General features: G+C 59.9%; 17 protein-coding genes. 6 read left to right on the forward strand and 11 right to left on the reverse strand.

The window, feature by feature from the left end; genetic code table 11:
- Positions 1-27: 27 nt before the first annotated feature.
- The 4 genes from H4W29_RS21820 to H4W29_RS21835 all read right to left on the reverse strand — a co-directional run bounded on the left by H4W29_RS21820 (position 28) and on the right by H4W29_RS21835 (position 4172).
- On the reverse strand, positions 28-1113 hold the full coding sequence (locus H4W29_RS21820; protein ID WP_192730966.1) for an ABC transporter ATP-binding protein: 1086 nt from the start codon (positions 1111-1113) through the stop codon (positions 28-30).
- Positions 1114-1124: 11 nt separating this feature from the next.
- The gene (locus H4W29_RS21825; protein WP_192730967.1) at positions 1125-1961 is read right to left on the reverse strand and encodes a carbohydrate ABC transporter permease; all 837 of its coding nucleotides are present in this window, start codon (positions 1959-1961) and stop codon (positions 1125-1127) included.
- Positions 1958-2818 (reverse strand): carbohydrate ABC transporter permease, encoded by an 861-nt coding sequence (locus H4W29_RS21830; protein WP_192730968.1) that lies wholly within the window; start codon positions 2816-2818, stop codon positions 1958-1960. The genes H4W29_RS21825 and H4W29_RS21830 overlap by 4 nt, the downstream gene beginning before the upstream one ends.
- 79 nt (positions 2819-2897) lie before the next feature.
- Entirely contained in the window at positions 2898-4172 is a 1275-nt protein-coding gene (locus H4W29_RS21835) for an ABC transporter substrate-binding protein (RefSeq protein ID WP_192730969.1), read from the reverse strand.
- A gap of 85 nt (positions 4173-4257) precedes the next feature.
- Between H4W29_RS21835 and H4W29_RS21840 the strand changes: the two genes are divergently transcribed.
- Positions 4258-5166, forward strand: coding sequence for a helix-turn-helix domain-containing protein (locus H4W29_RS21840; RefSeq protein WP_192730970.1), 909 nt, complete (start codon positions 4258-4260; stop codon positions 5164-5166).
- Positions 5167-5240: 74 nt separating this feature from the next.
- The gene (locus H4W29_RS21845; RefSeq protein ID WP_192730971.1) at positions 5241-5525 is read left to right on the forward strand and encodes an acylphosphatase; all 285 of its coding nucleotides are present in this window, start codon (positions 5241-5243) and stop codon (positions 5523-5525) included.
- A 3-nt stretch (positions 5526-5528) separates the two neighbouring features.
- On the opposite strand, the gene H4W29_RS21850 is transcribed toward H4W29_RS21845, so the two are convergent.
- The 5 genes from H4W29_RS21850 to H4W29_RS21870 form a co-directional block, all read right to left on the reverse strand.
- Positions 5529-6509 (reverse strand): ABC transporter ATP-binding protein, encoded by a 981-nt coding sequence (locus tag H4W29_RS21850; protein ID WP_192730972.1) that lies wholly within the window; start codon positions 6507-6509, stop codon positions 5529-5531.
- A 3-nt stretch (positions 6510-6512) separates the two neighbouring features.
- The gene (locus H4W29_RS21855) at positions 6513-7337 is read right to left on the reverse strand and encodes a carbohydrate ABC transporter permease (RefSeq protein WP_192730973.1); all 825 of its coding nucleotides are present in this window, start codon (positions 7335-7337) and stop codon (positions 6513-6515) included.
- Positions 7334-8197, reverse strand: coding sequence for a carbohydrate ABC transporter permease (locus H4W29_RS21860; protein ID WP_192730974.1), 864 nt, complete (start codon positions 8195-8197; stop codon positions 7334-7336). The genes H4W29_RS21855 and H4W29_RS21860 overlap by 4 nt, the downstream gene beginning before the upstream one ends.
- A 63-nt stretch (positions 8198-8260) precedes the next feature.
- Positions 8261-9541 carry an ABC transporter substrate-binding protein gene (locus H4W29_RS21865; RefSeq protein WP_376776587.1) on the reverse strand — a complete coding sequence of 427 codons (1281 nt, stop codon included), beginning with the start codon at positions 9539-9541 and terminating at the stop codon, positions 8261-8263.
- Between the two features lie 69 nt (positions 9542-9610).
- Entirely contained in the window at positions 9611-11935 is a 2325-nt protein-coding gene (locus tag H4W29_RS21870) for a family 78 glycoside hydrolase catalytic domain (RefSeq protein WP_192730976.1), read from the reverse strand.
- Between the two features lie 140 nt (positions 11936-12075).
- On the opposite strand from H4W29_RS21870, the gene H4W29_RS21875 reads away from it, so the two are divergent.
- Positions 12076-13095: a LacI family DNA-binding transcriptional regulator gene (locus H4W29_RS21875; RefSeq protein WP_192730977.1), complete on the forward strand. Its 1020-nt coding sequence runs from the start codon at positions 12076-12078 to the stop codon at positions 13093-13095.
- A gap of 28 nt (positions 13096-13123) precedes the next feature.
- Here the strand turns inward: H4W29_RS21875 and H4W29_RS21880 are convergent, their stop codons facing one another.
- Complete coding sequence (locus tag H4W29_RS21880; protein ID WP_192730978.1) at positions 13124-13543, reverse strand: RrF2 family transcriptional regulator; 420 nt, start codon at positions 13541-13543, stop codon at positions 13124-13126.
- A gap of 90 nt (positions 13544-13633) precedes the next feature.
- On the opposite strand from H4W29_RS21880, the gene H4W29_RS21885 reads away from it, so the two are divergent.
- The 3 genes from H4W29_RS21885 to H4W29_RS21895 all read left to right on the forward strand — a co-directional run bounded on the left by H4W29_RS21885 (position 13634) and on the right by H4W29_RS21895 (position 24435).
- Positions 13634-14335, forward strand: coding sequence for a TehB-like domain-containing protein (locus H4W29_RS21885; protein WP_192730979.1), 702 nt, complete (start codon positions 13634-13636; stop codon positions 14333-14335).
- Positions 14328-15542 (forward strand): NO-inducible flavohemoprotein, encoded by a 1215-nt coding sequence (gene hmpA / locus H4W29_RS21890; protein ID WP_192730980.1) that lies wholly within the window; start codon positions 14328-14330, stop codon positions 15540-15542. Before H4W29_RS21885 ends, hmpA begins: the two co-directional genes overlap by 8 nt.
- Before the next feature lie 397 nt (positions 15543-15939).
- The gene (locus H4W29_RS21895) at positions 15940-24435 is read left to right on the forward strand and encodes a glycoside hydrolase family 94 protein (RefSeq protein ID WP_192730981.1); all 8496 of its coding nucleotides are present in this window, start codon (positions 15940-15942) and stop codon (positions 24433-24435) included.
- Between the two features lie 63 nt (positions 24436-24498).
- Here the strand turns inward: H4W29_RS21895 and H4W29_RS21900 are convergent, their stop codons facing one another.
- Positions 24499-25557, reverse strand: coding sequence for an adenylate/guanylate cyclase domain-containing protein (locus H4W29_RS21900; RefSeq protein WP_192730982.1), 1059 nt, complete (start codon positions 25555-25557; stop codon positions 24499-24501).
- Positions 25558-25614: the final 57 nt, after the last annotated feature.

Genomic DNA, 25614 nt, shown 5'->3' on the forward strand with positions numbered 1-25614 from the left:
CTTTCGTCTTTCAGTCTTGGGATCGCGTTATCGAAGCCGCTTGCCGGCGGCATCGAACAGGAAGGTGCGGGCGGCGGACAGCGACACCGTCAGCCGCTCGGTCTTGCCGAGGCTGCGGGACTCCGGCTGTTCGATGATGAGCTGTTCGCCGCCAAAGTTTGCGTAGATGTAGCTGGTATTGCCGAGATGCTCGGCGACATCGACGGCAACCGTCAGATCCGCTTCGCCCCGACCCGCCTCATCGAAATGCTCTGGCCGGATACCGAGCGTGACGGGCGTGCCCGATGTGATGGATGGGTCGTGCAGTGGTACCACGAGGCGCACCATTCTGTCGTCCGCGAGCACGACCGTCGCCTTACCCGCGTGTACCTCGGCCACCTCGGCCTTGAGGAAATTCATTTTCGGCGAACCGACGAAGCCGGCGACGAACTGGTTGGCCGGATCATCATAGAGATCGAGCGGTGCACCGATCTGTTCGATATTGCCGGCACGCAGAACGACAATCTTGTCGGCGAGCGTCATCGCCTCCGTCTGGTCGTGTGTCACATAGATCATCGTCGTGCCGAGCTGCTTGTGCAGCCTGGAGATCTCGACGCGCATCTGCACACGCAGTTCGGCGTCGAGGTTCGACAGCGGCTCGTCGAACAGGAAGACCTGCGGTTCGCGCACGATGGCTCGACCGATCGCCACGCGCTGGCGCTGGCCGCCGGAAAGTTGCTTCGGTCGGCGCTTCATCAACTCCGTGATCTGCAGGATCTCCGCGACATGGCGCACGCGCCGTTCGGTGTCTGCCTTCGGGTTGCCGTTCATGCGCAGGCCGAAGCTCAGGTTCTCCTCGACGGTCAGGTGCGGATAGAGCGCATAGGATTGGAAGACCATCGCGATGCCACGGTCGGCCGGCTCGACATCGTTGACGACACGACCGCCGATCTTCAGCTCGCCGCCGGTGATATCCTCAAGGCCGGCAATCATGCGCAAGAGCGTGGACTTGCCGCAGCCGGAAGGGCCGACGAAAACGACGAACTCGCCGTCCTTCACCTCCAGGTCGGCGCCATGAATGATTTCAAACGCGCCGTAACGTTTGACGATATTATTGAATGAAAGCTCTGCCATAGGCCCCTCGATTATTTGATTGCGCCGGCCGCAATGCCGGCGATGAAGTGACGCTGCAGAGCCACGAAGACGACGAGGATCGGCGCCGTCAGAAGGACTGCACCCGCCATGATGCCGCCCCAGGAAACCTTGGTGAGGCCGATCAACACACCGAGCGCCACTGGAGCCGTCATCATGCCCGGCTTCGAATTTATCAGCAGCGGCCAGAGATAATTGTTCCAGGAGGCGAGGAAGAGGATGATCGCCAGTGCCGCCATGGTCGGGCGCGCGAGCGGCAGCGCGATGCGCAGGAAAATCTGCCACTCCTTGACGCCCTCGACGCGGGCCGCATCGAAAAGGTCATTCGGCATCATGGAAAAGGATTGCCGCATGAACAGCACGCCGAGCGAATTGAAGAGCGGCGGCACGATGAGGGCGATCCAGGTATTGGCGAGCTTGAATTCGCGCGCCACCATGATGAATTGCGGAATGACGACGACGAAATAGGGCAGGGTGATCGTGCCAAGGATAATGGCGATGACAAGCGAACGGCCGACGAAGCGATAGCGGGCGAGCGCCCAGCCGGCCATGGAGGTCAGGAACACGGACAGGGCGGTGTAGACGGTGGCGACGACGATCGAGATCACCATCGCACCGATGAAGTTCGTGTCCGCCTGCAGGTTCTGGAAATTCGCGACGAAATTGGTCGAGGGCCAGAGCACGATCTGCGGGCTGAAGATGCCGTAATCGGGCATGGTCGAGAAGACGAACATCATCCACAGCGGAAAGAGCCAGATGATTGCGAGCGGCAGCAGGAAGGCGTGCAGGGCGATCTGGCGCAGGAGAAGCGATTGCGACTTGGATCTCATTTCGGTTCCCTCCCGAGCCAGAGATTGAGGAGCGAGATCGCGACCGCGAGTGCTGCCATCGTATAGGCGATCGCCGAGGCGTAACCGAAGTTCAGAGAGGTGAAGCCTTGGCGATAGAGCAGCAGCCCGAGCGTTTCCGTGCCTCCGCCGGGTCCGCCGCGGTTGGTAATCAGGAAGGGCTCGGCGAAGAGCTGCATCGTACCGATGACGGACAGAACCACGCAGAAAAGAATGATCGGTTTCAGGAGCGGCAGCGTGATGTGGAAGAACTGCTGTACCTTGCTGACGCGGTCGAGCGTGGCCGCCTCGTAGACATCTTCCGGAATCGATTGCAGGCCGGCCAGGATGATGATCGCGTTGTAGCCTGCCCATCGCCAGGTCACAGCGATGATGATGACAACCATGGCGGCATTGGCGTTGTCGAACCAGGAAACGGGCGCAAGGCCGGCTGCACCGATCAGCTTGTTGATGATGCCGAAATCGAGATTGAACATCAGCCGGAAGACGGCCGCATAGGCGACCTCGCCAACCACGACCGGCGCAAAAAAGGCGAAACGGAACAAGGCACGCGCTTTCAAAAGCGGCGAATTGAGCAGCACGGCCATTATGGTCGCAAGGGCGATCATGACCGGCACCTGGATGACCAGGATGATGAGCGTGTTATAGACGGCATTGTAGAAGGCCGGGTCGGAGAACAGACGCCCCCAATTGGCCTGAAGGCTGAATTTCCATGGATTGATGCGCGTATTCTGGAACGAGATCAGAAATGAATTGATGATCGGCCAAACCCAGAAGGCGGCGAAGACCAGAAGATAGGGCGCAAGGAACGCATAGGCGCTCCGGTTTCTGATCGGCATGAATCCTCCTTACCGAACGAATGTGCCCGCCGCCTCCCGCGGCAGGCGAGGCCGGGCGCTTTGGCGCCCGGCTTGCCATTCATTGTGCGATCGAAAGACCCGTCGCCGATGCGATCTGCTTGGCGGCATCGTCGAGGGCTGCCTTTGCATCGGGATAGCCGCCGGCGAAGTACTTCGTCTGCGTCGTCTTGTAGATGGCATCGGCATCCGTCTGGAAGGCCGTACCGCGGCTCGGTACGATCTTCGGCAGGGTCGCGAGAATGTCGGCCCAGATCTTCTGGCCGCCCCAATAGGGCTGCGGCTCGTTGACGAAGGGATCCTGAACGGCCGAAAGCAGCGACGGCACGAGGCCGAACGACTTCAGCATCGTGACCTGGCCCTCATTGGTGGTGAGCGCATAGGTCAGATATTTGAAGGCTGCTTCCTTGTTCTGCGAATTGGCGTTGATGGCGAGCGAGGAGCCGCCGAGGTTGGCAGCGTGTGGGCTGTCCGCTGTCATGCCGGGCATGGCATAGACGCCCCACTTGCCTGACAGGTCCGGAGAGCCGGAACGGACCGTGCCTTCATACCAGCCACCGAAGAGCTGGCTTGCCACCTTGCCTGCGGTGTTGGAGGAGATTTTCTCGTCCCAGTTTGCCGCTGTCAGCGTGCCGGCATCCTTCATCGCCTTCACTTTTTCCAGCGTCTGGACGCAGGCCGGCTGGTTGATGGTGATCGACTGGCCATCGGTCGAGAAATAGCCGCAGCCTTGTTCATTGGCGAGCATACGGAACCATTCGCTGTCGCCATTGAAATCGGCCTGACCCATCACGACACCGGGATTGGCGGCAGAGATCTTCTTGCCGGCAGCAATGAAGTCGTCCCAAGTGGCGATCGACTTCGGATCGACGCCGGCCTTTTCATAGTAATCGCGGCGATAGAAGACGGCGACCGGGCCGGAATCCCAGGGCATGGCATAGGCGACGTCGCCGACCTCGAGTTCAGTGCGCTTGAACTCGGGGAATTTCGCCTGCATGTCGGCGTTGTAGCCGAGATCCTTCAGATTGGCGAAGCAATCCGGGAAGCGGCTCCAGAAGATCTCCGCCTCGAAATTCTCGATTGTCACGATATCGGGAAGGCCGTCGCCACCGGCGGCGCAGGCGGCGAGCGTCTTGTCGAAGACCTGCTGGTTGCCGAGATCCTGGACATCGACCTTGATGTCGGGAAACTGCTTGTTGAAGCCTTCGATCGTTGATTTGAGAGCGGAAGCTGCGACGTTCCAGCTCCAGATGGTAAGCGTCGCGGATTGCGCATATGCGGATCCGGACGCAAGCAGCACAAGCGCTGTCGTTGCAGTGATGAGTTTAGAGCGCATGAAAATCCTCCCTTTTCAATTGCTGTCGCTGAGCGAACATGGCTAATCTAGCGCGGAGGGAACGGCTGTCTCATAAAAAGGGAATATGGAATTGGCGGAAAGTAAGGTCGTCGGCAAACCTGTTTATCAGCCTGGTGCCAGCACGATTGAAGGCATGCCGATGGCGCTTCAGATGTTTTATGCCCATCCGCCAGTCATGGCGATGCCGCACTGGCATGCCCAGGTCGAAGTCAATTACATCATGCGCGGTAGTGTCCATTACAGGATGAACGATCACGATATTCGTCTTGAGGCAGGCCAGATGTGCCTCTTCTGGGGCGGGCAGCCGCATCAGATGAACGAATCCTCGGATGATTCCCTTTATGCAGGTGCGCATCTGCCGCTCGTCTATTTCTTCAAGATGCGCCTGCCTCCAACGATAGGTACGCGTCTGATGAAGGGGGAGATCCTGCTGACGTCTTCGACCGATGCAGCGGATGAGGCGAATTTTCCGCGTTGGTACGATTATGCCAGGTCCGGCGATCCACGGAAGACGCAGCATGCCGTCGATGAATTGCTTCTGCGCATCGAGCGGATTGCCCTGGATTCCTACTCGATGGTGCCTGAAAATATCGCCGATGAACTTGAGCAGCCCAACGCACAATTATCCCGCAGCGTTGCTCGCATGTGTGACTTCATTGCGAGCAATTTTTTGCAGGATATCGATACCGTCGAGATCGCTCGCGCGGTCGATCTCCATCCGAAATATGCAATGAACCTGTTCAAGAAAACGACGGGCATGACGATCAGTAAATATCTCAATCTGCTACGTCTTTCGCATGCCCAGGCGCAGTTGATGGGCGAGGGCTCAAATGTGCTTCAGATCGCAATGGACAGTGGTTTTGGGTCGATCAGTGCTTTCAACAAGTCGTTCCGGAATATCGCCGGTATGTCCCCGTCCGACTTCCGGCGCGATATACGCTCTGTGATAGGAAATATCTCCGTCGCCGGTTGAGATGCCGTTCAATCGGCCTCTCGGAACCGCTCGCGCTTGGAACATCGTTATTCGGTTGTCAGGAGGACTTCAAAATGACGACCAGTCTGGATGCTTTTCGTGTACGCATTACCGGCGGCGTGCAAGGCGTAGGCTATCGCGCCTGGGCACGCGGCCAGGCCCTCCAGCTCGGCTTGACGGGTTGGGTGCGGAATGAAGCCGACGGATCGGTCAGCGCTTTGATTATCGGTTCTCAAGGCGCCACCGGCTCGATGCTCGAGCGTTTCTGGAGCGGTCCCGCCGGCTCCTCCGTGTCAGACGTGAAGGCGGAGGAGGCAACGCTCGATGAGGTGCCGAGCGATTTTCGTATCGTCCGATAGCGATCAGGAGAACCTATGTTCCTTGCCGCTGAGCGGTGAGGCGAATTGCGTTTCGCCTGTCTTGACCGGACGATCGCCGTCCGTGCGCACGACAAGTGTCTGCAACTCCGGCACATCGAGATAGATCACCGTATCGGCGCCGAGCCGCTCGATATGGCGCACCTTGCCCTGCCACTTTCCCTCGGCCGGTGAGAGCGCAATATGCTCGGGCCGGATACCGTAGGTCCGGCAATTTTCTCGCGCAGCGATCTCTCCTTCGAACAGGTTCATCTTCGGCGAGCCGATGAAGCCGGCAACGAAGGGGCTGGCAGGATTGTTATAGAGCGCCATCGGTGTCCCGACCTGTTCGATCTGCCCGCCGTTCAGGACGACGATCTTGTCGGCCATCGTCATCGCCTCGACCTGATCATGGGTGACGTAGATCATGGTGGCGCCGAGCTTGGCATGAAGCTCGGTCAGCTCGATGCGCATCTGCGAACGGAGTGACGCGTCGAGGTTTGACAGCGGTTCGTCAAACAGAAAGACTTTCGGGTTGCGAATGATCGCCCGGCCGATCGCCACACGCTGGCGCTGACCGCCTGAGAGTGCTTTCGGCTTACGATCGAGCAGATGCGAAAGCTGCAGAATGTCGGCGGTCTGCTTCACCTTTTCGGCAATTTCTGCTTTGGGTCGCCTGGCGAGCGAGAGGCCAAAGCCGATGTTTTCCGCAACCGTTAGATGCGGGTAGAGTGCATAGGACTGGAAAACCATGGCGATGCCGCGCTCGGAAGGCTCGGCATCGGTTACGTCCTTGCCGTCGATGAACACTTGCCCTGATGTCGTCGTCTCCAATCCGGAGATGATGCGCAGAAGGGTCGATTTTCCGCAGCCCGACGGCCCGACGAAAACGCAGAATTCGCCCGGCTCGACAGTGAGATCGACACCTTTCATCACTTCCAGGCTGCCGAAGCTCTTACGGACACTTTCGAGAACAACTGATGTCATGGCTTATCCCTTGACTGCACCGGCGGTCATGCCTGCGACGATCTGGCGGTTGAAGAAGATGAAGACGATCAGGGGCGGGATGGTCACCAGAAGGATGTTCATGAACAGCAGGTTGAACTGGGTCTGGAACTGTCCCTGGAAATTATAGAGCGTCAGCTGCACCGTGACGTTTTCCCGGCCTGGCAGATAGTAGAGCGGGTTGGTGAAATCGTTGAAGATGGCGATCGATTGGACGACGATGACAGTCACGGTGACCGGCTTCAAGAGCGGCAGGATGACGCGAAAGAAGATCTGGAATGGTTTTGCCCCGTCTATGATCGCAGCCTCGTCGAGGTCCCGCGGGATCGTTGCGATGAAGCTGCGAAACAGGAGAACCGTGAAACCGAGACCATAGGCGACCTGGATCAGCACCATGCCGGACAAGGTCTTGAAGAGGCCGAGGAGTTGCAGCACCCAGATCGTCGGAACAATGGCCGGCGGGATCATCAAGCCGGCGAGCACGCAGCCATAAATGACGGTATTCCAGCGCGAGGGGCGGCGCTGCAGCACATAGCCGACCATGGCGCCGAACAGCACCAGCAGGGTGACGGCGGCCACGGTGATGATGGTCGAATTGAAGTAGGCGAGCAGCAGCATGTAGTTGCGGGTCTGCACGACCTCCACGAAATTCTGCCAGAGCTGCCACTCGACCGGCCAGCTGAATCTCAGCGTTGCCGCATCCTGTTTCGTCTTGGCGGCCGTGATGAAGATGAAGATGAAAGGCAGCACGAAGATCACACCGCAGGCGGCTAATGCCGCAATCCCGGTGTAGAGCTGGCGGCGGCTCATAGATCCACCTCCTTGCGATTGAACCAGGCCGTCAGCGGCAGCACAATGAGGCCGATAAGCAGGAAGAGGATGACATTGCCGGCCGTCGAAAGGCCGTAAAAGCCCGCCTGGTACTGCTTGTAGATGACGCTTGCGAGCACATCCGAGGAAAAGCCCGGGCCGCCGCGGGTCATTGCCCAGATCAGGTCGAAGCTTCTCAGTCCGCCGATCAGCGAGAGCGTCACGACCGTCACCGTTGCGGGCCTGACCAGCGGAACGGTGACGCGGAAGAACATCTGGGTGCGGGTGGCGCCATCGATGCGGGCGGCCTCATAATAGTCGGGGCTGATCGAGGCGAGGCCGGCGATATAGATGACGGTGGCAAGCCCGATGCCCTTCCAGAGGTCGACGAAGACGATGGAATAGAGCGCGAGAGCCGGATCGGTCAGCCAGCCGGGGCCATGGATGCCAATGGCTGCGAGCGCGACATTGATCACCCCGCGTGTCGGATGCATGAGGACCGAGAAGGTGATGCCTACTCCGATCGTCGATACCAGGACCGGAAAGAAGATCACGGTGCGCAGCAGGCCTTGTCCCCAGAGGCCGGAGGTCAAGAGGACCGCCAGCAGCAGACCAAGGACGGTTTTCGTGCCCGAGGTCAGGACGGCATAGATGATCGTGTTGACGAGGCCCTGGATCAGAAAGGGTTCGCGGAAGAATTGCCGGTAGTTCTCCAGGCCGATGAACTGTGTGGTGAACAGATCCCAGCGCGTGAGGCTGAACCAGAAGGAGGCGATCGTCGGAGCCAGAAAGAGGACGGTGAATATCACCGCCGCCGGCAGGACGAACCAGTAGGGATAGGGTGACTTGCGTGTTCTCATACGGACACCATGAAGCGTCCCCCACCCAAATCGACGGACGTGGATGGGGGATCGGCCGGAAGGTTACCAGTTCGGCAGGCCAAGCTGCTTGGCCTGCTTCTCGACATCCTGGTCGTAGAGGGCGGCGCCGTCCTTGGCCGAGCGTATGCCGGTTCCGACCTCGACCGTGATCTGCTCGAGGGCCGGTCCCTTGACCGGTGAGAGAAATTCGAGTGCCGGACCATTATGCCCGTCGGTATTGAAATAGGGCAGCATGTCGGAAACGACGGGCGGAACGTCTTTGGGAAGTTCGCATCCCTTGACGAGGTAGGGACCTGAGGGAACGGCCTTCGCCATTAGGTCGCAGGCTTCCTTGGAGCCGACGAAATCGAGGAATTTCTTGGCCTCTTCGAGGTTTTCGGACTTTGCGGAAGCATAGAGCGCCGAGGGCATCCAGACGGTCAGGCCGTTTTTGGCAGCATCCGTCCCGGGTTGGGCAAAGAAGCCCAGATCCTTCAGAGTATCGGGGAAATTCTGCTGAACGGTGCCGATGCCGAAGGTGAGGTTCGGATAGTGCGCGGCTTCGCCTGTGGTGACCATACGCATGCCGTCGTCAAAGGTCGCTGCGCCAAAGTCCGCATTGAGGTAACCACCCTTCGCGACCTCTTCGAGGTGTTCGAAGCCGCGAAGCGCTGCCGGCGTGGTGGCATATTTTATTTTGTTGGCGGTATAGTCGTTCGCGAAGTTCGGGACCTCGGCTTGGACGTTATAGAAGTCGGCAAGCACGAAGAGCTGAGAAGTCCAGGTCGTGCCGTAGGTCTGAGCCACGGCAACCTTGCCGGCCGCCTTGATCTTCTCGTTGTTGCTCATGAACTCCGCCCAGGTCTTCGGCGGGGTAAGGCCGAGATCGGCGTAGATCTTTCTGTTGTAGAAGATGCCGCCGCCCATGGCGGGACCAAAAGGAAGGCCGCGCACATGCCCGTCAGGGCTGGTGACGACCTTCTTGAAACTGTCGAGAATGCCAGCTTCGGACGGAAGATCGGAAAGATCGGCGATCGTCTCCTGGGGTTTCAACGCCTGGAAGAGCGAGCCGCTGTTATACTGGAAAATATCGGCCATTTCGCCTGTGGCGAGCCGGGTCTTGACGATATTGTCACCCTCAGATCCCCCGGCACGCTGCTCGACGTCGAATGTGACGTCCGGATGCTTTTCCATATAGGCCTTGGAAACGGCATCGAACGAGGCAATGGATTCCGGATTGGTATCGATCAGGACGCTGAGGGTCACATCCGCATGTGCCACTCCAGCCGCAAGAGCCATGATGCTGGCTGCAAGGATGCTGCACTTCGTCATTCGCATAGTCATTTCCTCCTCTTGAAGACCGGAATGCGTTGGGCTGATTGCCCGCGGATCAAAGACCCGCGAAAAGCCGCATCAGATGGAAAACGTAATTTTATGCTCCCCCGCGCCGAGCTTGATCTCTTTGCCTTGCTCGACATGAGCGCCATTCGCCTGCAGCGACTTGCGATCGCTTCTACCCTCAAGGCGCGCAGTGACACCCTCCGGCAGTGCGAGGCGGCAGGTGACGGAACCCTCCTCCAGGGTCCATCCAGCCTCGATACGGCCAAAGGGCGTGTCATGCCAGGCCGAAACCGGCGAGAGAGCAGGCAGAATTGCGGGATCGAAGGCGACTTCTTCGAAGCCCGGCTTGTTCTCCAGCGGCTTGATTCCGGCGACATCTTCGAAGAGCCATTGGCAGACGGCGCCATAGGCATAGTGATTGTAGCTATTCATATCGGGATCGTAGATCGTACCGTCTTCGGCAAGCGCATCCCATCGCTCCCAAATCGATGTCGCGCCACGTTCAACCTGATAGAGCCAACCGGGAACCTTTCGGTTGAGGAACATCTTCTCGGCAAGGTCCAGCATGCCGAGCCGGGTCAGGGCCGGCAGAAGGGCAGGGGTGCCGATGAAACCCGTACCGATGACGTCATCGGTATCTTCCGCCACCCTGCGGAAATAGCCGCGAGCGGCCTCCTCGTATTCGGGTGGGACGAGCCCATAGAGGAATGCCAGGGACCACGAGGTCTGGTCGTTATGAGCGATGCGGCCGGAGGACGAAAAGAACTCGTGTTTGAACGCTGCCTTGATCGCGTCAGCACGTTTTTCGAGCCGCACCGCTTCGACGGTCTCACCGAGAATACGCGCGATCTTTGCCGTCAGTTGCGTTGAAATGAAGTGATAGAGGGTGGCTGCGCAATCATCTGCAACGGTCGGTCGTGGCTTTCGGTTATCCCCGACGGGCTGAAGCCAGTCACCGAAAGTGAAGCCGTGTGCGCCCCAGACGGCGGGCGGCCGGATGACCGGTCCATCCGAAATCCCCCAGAGGTAATCGAGCCAGCGAAGCATTGCAGGGAAGCATTCTTCCAATACGGCGCTGTCGCCGTAATGGAGGTAAAGCTGCCAGGGAATGATGGTGATCGCATCGCCCCAGCCGGTGGATCCCGCCCAGTCGCCTCGCCCGCCGATCGGATGCAGCCGTGTCGGATCGGGTGAAAAATGCGAGACTGCGCCGTTGGCCCGCTGGTCATGGATCACATCGCGAAGATATTTCTTCAGAAAGGATTGGCTGTCCGCAAGCCAGCAGGCGGTTCCGGCAAAGACCTGGGCGTCGCCGGTCCAACCGAGGCGCTCGTCGCGCTGCGGGCAATCGGTGGGCACTTCAATGAAATTCGAACGCTGCGACCAGATGGTATTGTCGACAAGCCGGTTGACGGCTGCAACGCCAGACGTGAAACCGCCGGCGCTTGTTGGCACCGAGGTAACCGGCACCATGGCGATCGCGACCACCTCGGCCTGTCCGGTTATGGTAATTCGGGCAAAGCGGAAGCCCATGAAGGTAAAGAGCGGCGCGTAGTCCTCTTCGCCTTCACCCGACAGCGTATAGATGAGTTCTGCCCGCGCGCTGCGGTAGTTGCGGTTATCGAAGAAGCGGTTCGGGCCGAGCACTTCGGAATGCTCGACGCGCACCTGCGCTCCAGCAGCGCCCTTGAGGCGAAGCCTTATATAGGCTCCGGCGTTCTGCCCGAAATCATAAACGGTCCGGCCATCGGCCTCCGTCCAGTTGTCGATCGGCGAGAGAGCGTCCAACTCCTTGACCGCACCGGTCTCGTGCGGAACGAGCAAAGCCTTGTCGAACGAGAGGATATCAGTGCCGTGGCTATCGCGGGTGAGGATGCGGGCGTCATAATCCTCGCCATAATAGATGCCGTTGCGCACAACGGGCGTGAAGCCGCTCTTCCAGCTGTCATCCGTCTTCAGGAGCAGTTCGCCGCCGGCGCGCAATTCTGCGATTGCCGCTACCCGGTCGCCCCAGCAATTGACGATCGGATTGGAGGCCCACATCAGCTGGCTGCGGTACCAGCCGTCACCCAGCCAGATCTCGACACGATTGGTGCCGGATCGCAGGAGCTTTGTAACATCATAGGTCTGATAGGCGATCCGGTCGTCGTAGCAGGTCCAGCCCGGCGTCAGAAGATCGGTGCCTACACGCTTTCCGTTGAGGAAAGCACGGTAGAGACCAAGGGCCGAGATGCGTAGCGCTGCTTCGGCAGGAACGGCGTCGAGCGTGAATTCTCGCGAAACGAATGTGCCCGACGTTGCCTGGCCGCCATCGCAGGACGGGCCGATCATCGATGCCGTAAACTGGAACGCAGAACCGGCAAGGCCATCCTCCCCGTGGGCCGAAACAGTCTTCATTGAGAACCTCCCTCAACCGCCAATTCCTCCGGCGGCCACTCGTGTGTATCGTTCTATGTATATCATTCTACACTCTCGATTGCCGCGCAAGAGGTTTTGTGCCTATAATTTCCGGGCATTTGATAATGAGGCAATTTGGAATGAAAAATCAGGCCGTTAACGCGACGAGGGACAGGGTCACGATCCGTGATGTGGCGCAGGATGCCGGCGTCTCCGTCGCCGCGGTGTCGAAAGTTTTGCGCAACGCTTATGGCGTCAGCGAGGTCTTGAGAACGAAGGTCGAGACCTCGATCGAAAAGCTGAATTATCGGCCTTCTGTCGCAGCGCGCGCCATGCGCGGCCGCACGCGGACGGTGGGCGTGCTGGTGGTCGAATTGTCGAACCCATTCCTGGCAGGTGTCATCGAGGAGGCCAACGCAACGTTGGCGGAGAATGGCTTCAAGGCGCTGATCGGGATCGGCCGTTCCACGAGCCCGATCGAGGCATCGATGATCGAATCGATGATCGACAATCGGATGGATGGCGTGCTGATCATTGCGCCGAGGATATCGGGCAAGGTGCTGGAGCGCTATGCGCGTCAGATCCCAATCGTCGTCATTGCCCATCACGAGCCGCATGCCCAGACCTACGACACCGTCAATTCTGATGACCGTCAGGGCGCCACTCTGGCGGTGGAAGCCGCATTGCGATGCGGCTACACGGATATCGCGATGCTTGGCTATGAGCTTGCCGATTCACCGCCGACCATTGTCACCCTCCAGCGCGAGTGGGGCTATCTTGACGGCATGAAGGCGGCGGGTCTTGGGGCGCGCATTATCCGGTTGCCTTTGGTAGGGACTGATCGTCGCGCCGCGATCGATGACTTCCTGTCCCTGAGAGATCGTCCCCGTGCAGTCTTCGTCTGGTCCGATCTTGATGCCGTGCCGCTCATCAACGCCGCGCGCATGAGCGGCATAAGGGTTCCGGAAGATCTGGCGATTATCGGTTACGACAATTCGCCGATGGCCGCCATGCCGCTCGTTGGCCTGACCAGCGTGGACCAGAACGCCGCGGAGTTGGGCAGAACCGCAGCCGAAATACTGCTCGGCAGGATTGATGGCCGTGAGGAGGCCCGGCATCTGCTGATCGAGCCGCATGTCGAATTGCGCGGAAGTACCTGAAGGTCAGGGGATTCAGAAACTCCGCAGATTATGCGGCGGCAAAGAACGCCCTCAACACGTCTTTGCGTTCTATGATATCGGCGACGCTATACCGATCGAAAACGCCGACAAAAGCGGCCGTCGCCTCTCGCAGGATAGGCGGCATGCCACAGCCGGGCCTGATAGAGCAGGAAGAGCATTCGAGAATATCATCCAGACCTTCGGTATGTCGGAGCAGACTGCCGAGATTGATGGAGGCGGCCGGACGGCCAAGCCGGATCCCGCCATTTCTGCCCCTGATCGATTCGACGAAACCGGCTTTTGCCAAATCCTGAACCACCTTCATGAGGTGATTCTGGGAGATCCCATAGGCGTCGGCAACCTCCTTGATCGAACAGATTTTTGCCTCGTGTGACCCGAGGTAAATCATCACGCGGATCGCATAGTCGGTATACCGTGTGAGCTTCATGGCAGCTGCGTCAAAACGCCCAAAGGGAAATGATGCATTTCAGTAGCATCTTTTATCGGCGACGTATACATGCATTCCAGATGCATGATTATGGGTGATGCGATGGATGCGGACAAGTTGGAAGAGAACCAGATCCTGCCGGTGTTGGAGCGGTTTTACGAGAAAGTCCGCTGCGATCCTGCACTTGGTCCGGTCTTCGCCGTGGTTGCGGATTGGTCGGAGCATTTGCAGCGACTGACCGAATTCTGGTCCTCGCTGATGCTGACCTCGGGCAAATACAAAGGCAATCCCGTCGCGATGCACCTGATCCATGCCGACAAGATAGAGCCCGCGATGTTCGAACGCTGGCTCGCGATCTGGCGCGAGACGACGAACGAGATGTTGCCGCAGGTGGTCGCGCAGGAGATGCAGATCAAGGCGGGGCGGATTGCCTCGCGGCTGAATCTGGCGCTGACGGGGGAGATGCTTGAGTGGCGGGCCGAAAAGCCTGCGTCACCGGCAGCGAAGCCATACAAGACGACAAAGATCTTCGATGAAAAGACTGTGCCGCCAGCGCTTCTCGAAAGCCATCGGGTCAAGTTCGGCACCTGGGCGCTCATCCGGGTTCTCAAGGGCAGCATGCGTCTGGTGTCAGGGTATACGGTGACCTCCTTAAACCCGGACTGCATCGGCCGGGTCTTGCCGGAGGTGGAGCATCACTTGGAGCTCCGTGACCCGGTTCGATTTCAGATCGAATTCTTCGATCGCGATCCTCTCCACATTGATAGCATTGAAAGGAAAAAATATGCCTAAGCCACTTTCGCCGCGTACCATCGAATTGGTGAAGCGGAGCGCGCCAGCGGTCGCCGCCCATGCGAGCGACATCACCAGGACGATGTACGGGCTGCTCTTCAAGGATGAACATATCAAGGCGCTCTTCAATCAGGCCAATCACGGTGAGAATGGCTCCCAGGTCCACGCGCTGGCAGCGGCAATCGTCGGTTACGCTCAGAATATCGATAACCTCGCGCCTCTCGTGCCCGTCATCGAAAGGATCGCGCACAAGCACATCGGTTTTCATATCCTCTCGGAACACTATCCCTATGTCGCCAAATCATTGCTGGCGGCAATCCGTGAGGTTCTGGGCGAAGCCGCGTCAGAGGAACTGATCAATGCCTGGGGAGAAGCCTATTGGTTCCTTGCCGACACTCTGATCGAAAGAGAGGAGCAGATACGAGCCGAACTCGAAAAACGGGCAGGCGGCTGGAACGGTTGGCGCGAATTCAGGGTCGCCAAGAAGATCAGGGAAAGTGATGTGGTCACATCCTTTGTCCTGCGCCCGGTCGACGGACAAGCGGTGGCTTTGCATCGGGCCGGCCAGTATCTGACCTTCGATTTCAGCCTTCCGGACGGTGTTAAGATGAAGCGGAATTATTCTATTTCATCCGGCCCGAACCAAGACTTCTATCGTATATCGGTCAAGCGGGAGGAAAACGGCAAAGGCGCCTCGCGCTATCTTCACGATCACGTCGAAGTCGGCACGGTCTTGAAGGTTACTCCGCCTGCCGGAGACTTCTACCTGCCCGAGGAGCCGACCAGCGAAATGATCCTGCTGTCCGGTGGCGTGGGCCTTACGCCGATGGTCAGCATGCTGGAAGCGATCACCGCCGATTATCCCGAAGTCGAAGCGCATTTCGTACATGGAGCGCTCAACAGCTCGACGCACGCGATGGACAGACACGTCCGCTCCCTTGCCCAACGCCATGGCCGGGTATCGGTCAGCACCTTCTACAGTGAGCCGACGGCCGAGGATGCAGCCGGCTATTCCCATGACGAGAATGGATTCATTACCGGGAAATGGCTGGCTGCAAATACGCCGATTGAGACGGCAAATTTCTATGTATGCGGTCCGAAGCCGTTCCTGCGGGCAATCGTTGGTGATCTGCTGAGCCTTGGCGTTTCCCGCGATCGCATCCATTACGAATTCTTCGGACCAACCGATGAGGCGCTTGCCGCCTGAAGCTATCGGTTAGCCGGTTAAATCCCGCACATCTTCAGATTCGCGACCAGGCGAAGCCGTAAGCCGGCTTCGCCTGGTCGATCTCGTTATAAAGACCGTCTTGACACCATAAATTGGATTGAGGTGGCGGCCACCTATTAGGCGAGGAATCCGTCTTTGCGGTCTGTTGCGGCTCTCTGGTGGGGCCATTTTGTCCAGTAAGCAACCCGATTAATCGCCCGTTCATTTTGTGGTCGTTATTGACCACTATCCGCCATTTCGAACAATCCCAGTTTGAATGTAAACTCCCTTTCAAAAGCGATGAAAATGCCTAATTCGAAACGCTCGTGCTCCTGCTCGCATCCAGTTCAGCAAGAATGCATTCGTTGGACACGAACCCAGTAGAAGAGAAAACACTATGACCTCTCAAAATGTTACGGGTGCTTCGAGCGCGCATGTTCAAGCATCGTCCGCGGATCCTGATTTCGGTATTCGTGCGCCGCTCCTGTCGAACGACCAGCTGAGGATCAAGGCTGCGCAGTTTGCGGAAAGCCGCGCCCTTGATGTTACTAGTTTCAAGAATTTTGATTTCTTCCAGCGCCACCGGGAGAATGAAGCCGAGATCCTGAGGGTCTACCGCGCCGCTGCCGCTGACGTCGATGCCGGCGAGAGCATTACGCCCGCCACCGAGTGGCTGCTCGACAATCACTACATCGTCGAAGAGGCGATCCAGGAAGTCCGTCGCGACTTTCCGAAAAAGTTCTATCGCGAGCTGCGTAAGATCACACTCGACGGGACGGAAGTGCCGCGCACGCTCGCGCTCGCCTGGCTCTACATGGCCCATGCCCACAGCAATATCAGCAATGCCGGCATGGCAGCTGTCACGGAGGGGTTCCAAGATAAGGAAACGCTGCGCATCGGCGAACTCTGGGCGCTGCCCTCGCTCGTCCGTTATGTGCTGATCGATAACCTTCGCCGCGTCGCGTCTCAGATCGACAAAAGCCGCCTGATGCGGGCAAGCGCCAATGCCGCGGCGACCCAGGCGATTGCGCTCGGCGACGCAGGCGCGGCCGATCATCTGGAGACGCTGGCTGCCAGCCTCGACGATACGACCTTCGTCACCCAGCTGCATTACCGCCTTCGCAATGCGCTCGAGCCGACCGAAGCCGCGCTGAGCTGGCTTGAGAGCAAGCTTGCCGCAAAGGGGACCGACGCCGAAGCCGTCATGTCGGCGGAACAGGCTCGTCTTGGCGCGGCCAATGCTCTGATGGGCAGTATCATCAAGAGCCTGCGCGAGATCAACGACACCGACTGGTCCGAATGGGTCGAAGAGGTCAGCACCATCGACAAGCTGCTCTGGCAGCAGACGGATTATGCCGAGCTTGATTCCGGTTCCCGCAACAGCTATCGCCGCCAGATTGAAAAGCTCGCAAAGCGCTCCGACAAGACGGAAATGGATATCGCCGAGGCGGCCGTGCGCCTGGCCGACCGCGCCAAGGCCGGCAGCCAGGACCTTTCGGCTTCAGCCGGCAATGTCGGCTATTATTTCGTCGGCAATGGACGTCCGGCGCTCGAAACCGAGATCGGCTTCCGGCCGCCGCTCGGCTTGCGGTTCATGCGTGTGATCCGCAAGCTGAACTGGCTGGCGATTGCGGTACCGGTTCTGCTGCTGACGCTGCTGGCGCTGGTCATCACCGATGCGATTTTCGTTGACGCCGGCATGCCGCTTTTTGCGACGATCGTGCTGCTTCTGATGTTTGCGCTTCCAGCTTCCGAGGGGGCGACCGGCCTCTTCAACTTCTTTGCCACCTTCTTCATCACGCCTGACCGCCTCGTCGGCTATGAATTCAAGAAGGGCCTGCCGGCGGAAGCGCGCACGCTCGTCACGATCCCCTGCCTGATCGGCAAGCGCGAACATGTCGATGAACTCGTTCGTAACCTCGAAGTTCATTATCTCGCCAATGCGCGCGGCGAAATCTATTACGCGCTTTTGAGTGACTGGCCGGACGCGCAGGAGGAACAGAACGCCCGCGATCTGGAAGTGCTCGACTATGCGTTGAGCAAGATTGCCAATCTGGAGGCACGTTACGCCGAAGACGGCAAGCAGCGGTTCTACCTCCTGCATCGCCGCCGCCAATATAATCCCGCCGAAGGCGCCTGGATGGGCTGGGAGCGCAAGCGCGGCAAGCTGCACGAACTCAATATGCTGCTGCGTGGCGAGCCGAATACGAGTTTCCTGCCGGGCGCCGATGTCGTGCCGCAGGACGTGAAATATGTGATGACGCTCGACAGCGACACGCGTGTCGTCCGCGACACGGTGACCAAGCTTGTCGGCAAGCTGCATCATCCGATCAACCGCCCGGTCTTCGACGAAAAGAAACAGCGTGTCGTCGATGGTTACGGCGTGCTCCAGCCCCGCGTGACGCCGTCGCTGACGACAGGCAAGGATGCATCGACCTTCCAGCGCGTCTTCTCGGTCAACCGCGGTCTCGACCCTTACGTCTTTGCCGTCTCCGACGTTTATCAGGACATTACCGGTGAAGGCACGTTCACCGGCAAGGGGCTCTATCACGTCGATGCTTTCGAAGCCTCGCTGAAGGGCCGGATCAAGGAAAACTCCGTTCTGAGCCACGACCTGCTTGAAGGTTCGATGGCGCGCTGCGCACTGGTGACGGACTGCGAACTGGTCGAGGATTTTCCGATCCGCTATGAGGTGGAAGTCTCGCGTCAGCATCGCTGGGCGCGCGGCGACTGGCAGCTTCTTCCCTATATCTTCGATGATCGCCGCGGCGTCACCGCGCTCGGCTGCTGGAAGATGTTCGACAATCTGCGCCGCTCGCTGACCCCGATCGCCTGGTTCCTGGCATCGGTTCTCGGCTGGTACTGGATGGACCCGCTTGGTGCGCTTATCTGGCAGATCCTTTTGATCTTCAGCCTGTTCGTTGCGCCGACCCTGTCGCTGATCAATGGTATCATCCCTCGCACCAGCGACATCATCCTTCAGGCGCACCTGCATACGGTCTGGAAAGACATCGAGAATGCCAACGCCCAGGTGGCGATGCGCATCGTCTTCATCGCCGACATTGCCTGCGTGATGGCCGACGCAATCATCCGCTCGCTCTATCGACTGTTCGTCAGCCGCAAGCTGATGCTGCAGTGGCGCACCGCCGCGAGCGCCCAGGCCATGGCGCAGACGACCATCCTCGGCCACTACAAGGTCATGTGGCGGGCTCCGGTGCTTGCCATCCTGGCATTGCTTTTCGTCATTTCCTCCGGCGACAGCGCCTGGATGGTCGGTCTTCCCTTTGTCATTCTGTGGGCGCTCTCGCCGGCTATCGCCTGGACGGTCAGCCAGACGGCGGAAACCGAAGACCGGCTCGATGTGCCGGAGACTGTCCGCAACGAATTGCGCAAGATCGCAAGGCGTACCTGGCGCTATTTCGACCACTTCGTGGTTCCCGGCCAGCATTACCTGCCGCCGGACAATGTCCAGCAGACGCCGCATGCCGTTGTCGCCATGCGCACCTCGCCGACCAATATCGGCGTCTACCTGCTGTCAGTGATTTCGGCGCGTCGTTTTGGTTGGATTTCCTTCGAAGACGCGGTCAAGCGTATCGAACAGACGATCGAAACCGTCGATAGGCTCGAGAAGTATCGCGGTCATCTCTTCAACTGGTATCATACCGACACGCTGAAGCCGCTTGGCCGGCGATATGTATCATCGGTCGATAGCGGCAATTTTGCCGGCCATCTGATTGCAGTATCGTCAGCCTGCCGCATCTGGGCGCAGTCGCCGCTTGCCCACATTCACACCGACCTCGATGGCATCGGCGATGTCGCGGCGATTCTTCGCGAGGTGCTGAACGAGCTTCGGGAAGAAGACAAGTCGGTCCGATCCCTTCACGATCGTCTGGATGGGCGGATCGCCGACCTCGAGACTGCGGTTGCCACCGGCAAACGTGAGAAGGAATTCTCTTCGGGTCTGATCGAGCGATTTGCCGGACAGGCACGGGAAATTCGCGAACTCGCCGGCAGCCTCGACCGGGAGGTCAAGACAGCGCAGAGCGACGAGGTTGTCCATTGGGCGGAAAAGCTTGTGGCGACCTGCGAGCTTCATCAGACAGATAAAGCCTTCGATCCTTCGCAGGTGGATGCTATCAGCGAAAGGCTGACCCGCGTCGGCAATCGCGCTCGCGAAATTGCCTTCGACATGGACTTCAGCTTCCTCTATCGCCCCGAGCGCCGACTGCTGTCGATCGGCTTCCGGGTGGAGACGGAAGAAGTCGATGCGGCCTGCTACGATCTGCTTGCCTCGGAAGCACGGCTGACGAGCCTGTTCTCCGTCGCCAAGGGCGACCTTCCGACGGAGCATTGGTACAAGCTCGGCCGTCACGTCGTCCCGGTCGGCCCGCGCGGAGCACTCGTCTCCTGGTCCGGCTCGATGTTCGAATATCTGATGCCGCCGCTCGTCATGCAGGAGCGTAGCGGAGGTATTCTCAACCAGACCAACAATCTGATCGTTCTCGAACAGATGAATTATGCCCGCAAACTCGGCACTCCCTGGGGCATTTCGGAAGCGGCCTTCAATGCCCGCGACCACCAGATGAATTATCAGTACAGCAACTTTGGCGTGCCGACGCTCGGCCTGAAGCGCGGTCTCGGCCAGAATGCCGTCATCGCGCCTTACGCTTCGCTGCTGGCGAGCCAGTACCACCCGGTCGCCGCACTCGAAAACCTCAACAGGCTGAGGGCCGTCGGCGCGCTTGGCATGTATGGTTTCCATGATGCCGTGGACTTCACGCCGAACCGCGTGCCTGAGGGCAAGCCGTGCGCGGTGGTCTATAACTACTATGCGCACCACCACGGCATGTCGATTGCAGCCGTTGCCAACGTCGCCTTCGACGGCATGCTGCGCGAACTCTTCCACGCCGATCCGGTCATCGAGGCAGCCGAATTGCTGCTGCAGGAAAAGGCACCGCGCGACATCCCTGTGATGGCGGCCAAACACGAAACCGATGCGCCTGCCACCATCCAGGGCGACCTCATGCGCCCGGAAGTGCGCCGCCTGGAAGACCCGGCATCGCGCGAACGCGAATTGCTGCTGCTCTCCAACGGTCGCTATTCGACCATGCTGACTGCGACAGGCTCCGGCTACAGCCGCTGGAAGAACCTCTCCGTCAACCGCTGGCGGGCCGATCCGACCGAGGATCGCTGGGGCTCCTTCATCTTCCTGCGGGATACCGCATCGAACGAATGGTGGTCCGCGACGGCCGAGCCGCGCTCGATTGCCAACGAGCACGTGCGCGTCAGCTTCAGCGACGACAAGGCTGAATTCATCAAGACCGTCGGCGAACTGACGAGCGAGATGGAGGTCTTCGTCGCGAGCGATCACGATGCGGAAGGCCGCCGCCTGACGATAACCAATACCGGCACGGAAGATCGCGTCATCGAAGTGACCTCGTATATGGAGCCGGTTGCGACACTCGATATCGTCGATACGGGCCACCCGGTCTTCGCCCGCATGTTCCTGAAGACCGAGATCGCAGCAGCCGGCGATGCGATCTTCGTCGAGCGCCAGAAGCGTGGCCTGACCGATCCCGATGTCGCCATCGCGCAGCTCATCGTTGATACGTCAGGCGAAAATGGCTCGACGCAATATGAGACTGACCGCATGCGCTTCCTCGGTCGTGGCCGGACCCTGACCGAAGCTGCGGCTTTCGATGCCGATGCCAAGCTGTCAGGCACGGACGGTTTCACCATGGATGCCTGCGTGTCGCTGCGCCGTACGCTTCGCGTGCCGGCCGGCGAAAAGGTCAGCGTGACCTTCTGGACCGTTGCGGCCGGCGAACGCGCCGAACTCGAAGCGGCGCTCGAGCACTATCGCCAGCCGGAGAGCTTTGCCCAGGGCCTCGTCCAGGCCTGGACGAGAACGCAGAGCCAGTTGCGCCAGATCGGCGTCAACTCGAAGGAAGCGGCCGCCTATCAGCGGTTCGCCCGCTACATTATCTATCCCGACATGGCGCTGCGCGCCGACAGCAAGCTGGTTCGCGAGGGCCTGAAGTCCCAGTCCGTGCTCTGGGGCGCAACGCTCTCCGGCGACGCGCCACTGATGACGCTGCGCATCACCGATGAGCTCGGCACCGATCTTGTCAAGGAATTGCTGCGCGCCCAGGGCCTCCTGCAGGCCCGCGGCGTCGAGGTCGATCTCGTTATCTTCAATGAGCGCGCCGGTGAGGCGGCCGGCGAGATGCAGCGCACGATCGACCAGCTTTGTGACGCCGCGCGTCACGCCAGCGAGATCGCCGGTATCCAGCGCAACATCTATGTACTGCGCAAGGATCTGACGACGCCGGAAGCCTATGACGCCATTATCGCCGCCTCGCGCGTCGTTTTGCGCGGCCGCGACGGCAGCCTGATCGATCAGGTGCAGAAGGCCCGCTCCGTTGCCGGCTCTCCGGCGCTGCTCGGCCAGTGGGGCGATTCCACCCTCGTGCCGAGGATGGCCCGCGGGGCCGCTCCTTCCGAGCCTGTGGATGGCAGCGATCTCGCCTTCTGGAATGGCTATGGCGGCTTTGCGGCCCATGGCAGCGAATACGTTGTGCGCCTGTCGGGCGGCGAACAGACGCCGCATCCGTGGGTTAATATCATGGCCAATGACAGTTTCGGCTTCCATGTCTCGGCCGAAGGCGCTGCCTTCACCTGGAGCCAGAACTCCCGCGACCATCAGCTGACGCCTTGGACCAACGACATGGTCACCAACCGGCCGGGCGAGGCCTTCTACCTGAAGGATCTCGACCGCGGTTCGGTCATCGTGCCCTATGCATCGCTGGCGCAGCGTTCCGACACGCGCTTCGAAGCCCGCCATGGCCTTGGCTACTCGGTCTTCTCGACGGTTCAGGACGAAATCGCCCTGAAGGTCACGCAGACCCTGCATATGCAGAAGTCGGTCAAGCTGACGCAGTTGCGCATCCGCAACGAAGCAGGTGAAGCCCGCAAGCTGCGTCTTTACGGTTATGCCGAATGGATCCTCGGCAATAACCCGACGAAGAGCAAGCCCTTCATCATCTCGAACTTCGACAGCGCGAGTGGGGCGGTCTTTGCGAATAATCCGTTCAGCGTGAGCTTCGGCACGCGTGTTGCGGCATTTGCGGCAAGCGAGGCACCGTCGAGCGTTTCCACCAGCCGCCGCGAATTCATCGGCCGGCACGGAACGATCCAGCAGCCGCGCACCGTCTCCGCGGGCTCGCGTCTCTCCAACGCTCTGGATCTCGATGGCGATCCGGCAGCCGCCATGGCCTTCGATCTGACGATCGGGCCTGGCGAAGTGCGCGACATCTGCTTCTATATGGGCGATGCCGCCTCGCAGGAAGAAGCGGCTGCTCTGATTGCCGATATCCGCTCTGTCAGCTTCGAAGAGGTTCTTGGGCTGACCCGCGATTTCTGGAAGAACTTCACCGGCAAGACGCGTGTTTCGACTCCGGATCAGCGCCTCGACTTCATGGTCAACAGCTGGCTCCCCTATCAGACCTACGGCTGCCGTATCATGGCCCGCACCGCCTTCTACCAGTCGAGCGGCGCTTGGAACCTGCGCGACCAGCTGCAGGATTCGCTGGCCTTCCTGCTGCACTCGCCGGAAATCGCCCGCAAGCAGATCCTGAACACCGGCAGGCGCCAGTTCCCCGAAGGCGACTTTCAGCATTGGTGGCTGGCAGACAGCGGCGCTGGCGTTCGCACGAACATCTCCGACGATCCGGTGTGGCTCGCCTATGCGGTTGATCAGTATTACACAGCGACCGGTGACGCTGCGATCATGGATGAGATGCTACCCTTCGTTGAAGGTGCGCAGCTCAGCCCCGGTCAATATGATGCCTTCATCCAGCCGCGTGTTTCCGACAATACCGCGTCGCTTTACGAGCATGCCGCCCTCGGCCTTGATCTTGCGATCAAGCGCACCGGCGTCAACGGTTTGCCGCTGATGATGAGCGGTGACTGGTGTGACAAGATGGACCGAGTGGGCATGGCCGGCCGTGGCGAAAGCGTCTGGCTCGGCTGGTTCCTGGCCGGTGCGCTGCGCCGCTTCATTGCCTATGCCGAAGCTCGTGGCGACACACAGCGTGTCAGCCACTGGACCGCGCATCTGGAAAAGCTCAAGAGCGCGATCGAAACGGCGGGCTGGGACGGCGAATATTACCGCCGTGGCTATTACGACAACGGCGCGCCGCTCGGCTCCAGCCAGTCGGAAGAGGACAAGATCGATTCGATCGCCCAGTCCTGGAGCGTGCTGTCAGGCGAGGGTAATCCGGAACGCAGCGACATGGCGATGAAGGCCGTCCTCGACAAGCTCGTCGATGAAGAGGGCAAGTTCATCCGCCTGCTGACGCCGCCCTTCGTCAAGCCGGTTAACGATCCCGGCGTGATCAGGGCTTATCCGCCGGGTGTTCGCGAAAACGGTGGCCAGTACACCCATGCTGCCACCTGGGCAGTTCTGGCTCTCGCCCGCATGGGGCGGGCCGAAGACGCCTGGCGCGCCTTCGAGATGTTGAATCCGATCAATCATTCGCTCGATAAATCGTCTGCAGACGTCTATCGCATCGAGCCGTATGTGATCGCCGGCGACATTTATGGCGAGGGTGCGCTCAAGGGCCGCGGCGGCTGGAGCTGGTACACCGGTTCGGCTGGCTGGCTCTACCGCGTGGCAGTCGAGGGCATCCTCGGCATCCGCTCGGAGAATGGCCGCCTGCACGTCAGGCCGGTCCTACCGGCCGGATGGAACGGCTTCTCCGCCGAACTCGATCTCCCGAGCGGGAAATATCAGGTTTCCGTTTCGAAGGTGGACGCGGGTCGCTGCTCCGTGACCATCAACGGCGCTGCAGTCGATGATCTGAACGAAGGATATCTGCTCGCGGCCAAATAAGACTCACTGCCGGGGCAGACTGACTGGTGTCACTGCCCCGGCGATTGCCGCGATCAGGCTCGTTCAATCCGTCGGCAGAGTGAAGACGGGGCAGGGATCGGCAATGCCGCGCAATCGGTGTTCACCCAGTGGAACCAACTGCGTTGTGGTCTCCGCCGCGAGCGCACCAGATATTAGCACACGATGACCAAGGGATTTGCAGAGCCCTTCCAGCCGGCTGACCAGATTGACCGCGGGGCCGATGGCAGTGAAATCCAGCCGGTCGGCAGCACCGATATTGCCCCAGAGCATTTCGCCGAAATGCAGCGCCACGCCGAAGGGCAACGGTGGCAGACCCTGTGCTTGTCGTGTGGCGTCGAGATGAGCCATGCCGGCACGGGCGGCAGCGACGGCGCGCAGCGAGGCTTCGCAGGCTTCACCGGGCGTTCCGGTAACGGGAAAGATCGCTAGGACACCGTCCCCGATGAACTTCAGCACCTCGCCCCCGAAAGCATGCACTGCACCTGCAATACGATCGAACCAGGCATCGAGGGCGGCGATCATGAGAGAGGGGTCGGTTGCTTCGGAGAGGGCCGTGAAATCGCGCAGATCAGCGCAGAGCAAAGCGGCGCGAATGGTTTCACCATTGCTGCGGCCGAGCGCTCCGGCCTGTACCTGCGCGGCACTGCGTTTACCGAGATAAGCTTCCAGAAGGGTTGTCAGCGCCGTTCGGGCGGTCAGCGCCGCCAGGGGTGCCGCTGCAAAGCGCGCGGCCTGGTGCAGCCGATCCGCCTCCGCCGGATCGAGCGAGCGAAATCCGGCCCAGCTCAATCTCGGACTGTCGGAGCCTCGGCCGATCTCTTCTTCATATATTGGTCCAAGCCCGGCAAGCCAGTCGCCCGCAGCCTTGTTGAGCGAGCTGCCGGCAAAGTCGAGTGCCTCGATAACGGCGCCGGTCTCCGCCCGCCACAACCAGGTGCGGCGCGCAATGATCGGATGCGGAACGGAGAGAGTGAGAGCCCCGCCCGCAAGTGGCAGACCGTCGGCAAGCAACTGGCGGCCAAGCTCGGCGATGAATTGTTCGGGGCTGGACGAGGTGCTGGCCTCATCGATCAGCCAGGCGAGATGGGCGGGCAAATTCATATCTCGATCATGCCATAGCGGTCACCTGATGTCAGCCAGACGTCGCTTTCCTCGTGA

It is taken from the genome of Rhizobium viscosum, assembly GCF_014873945.1.
Lineage (GTDB): Bacteria > Pseudomonadota > Alphaproteobacteria > Rhizobiales > Rhizobiaceae > Rhizobium > Rhizobium viscosum.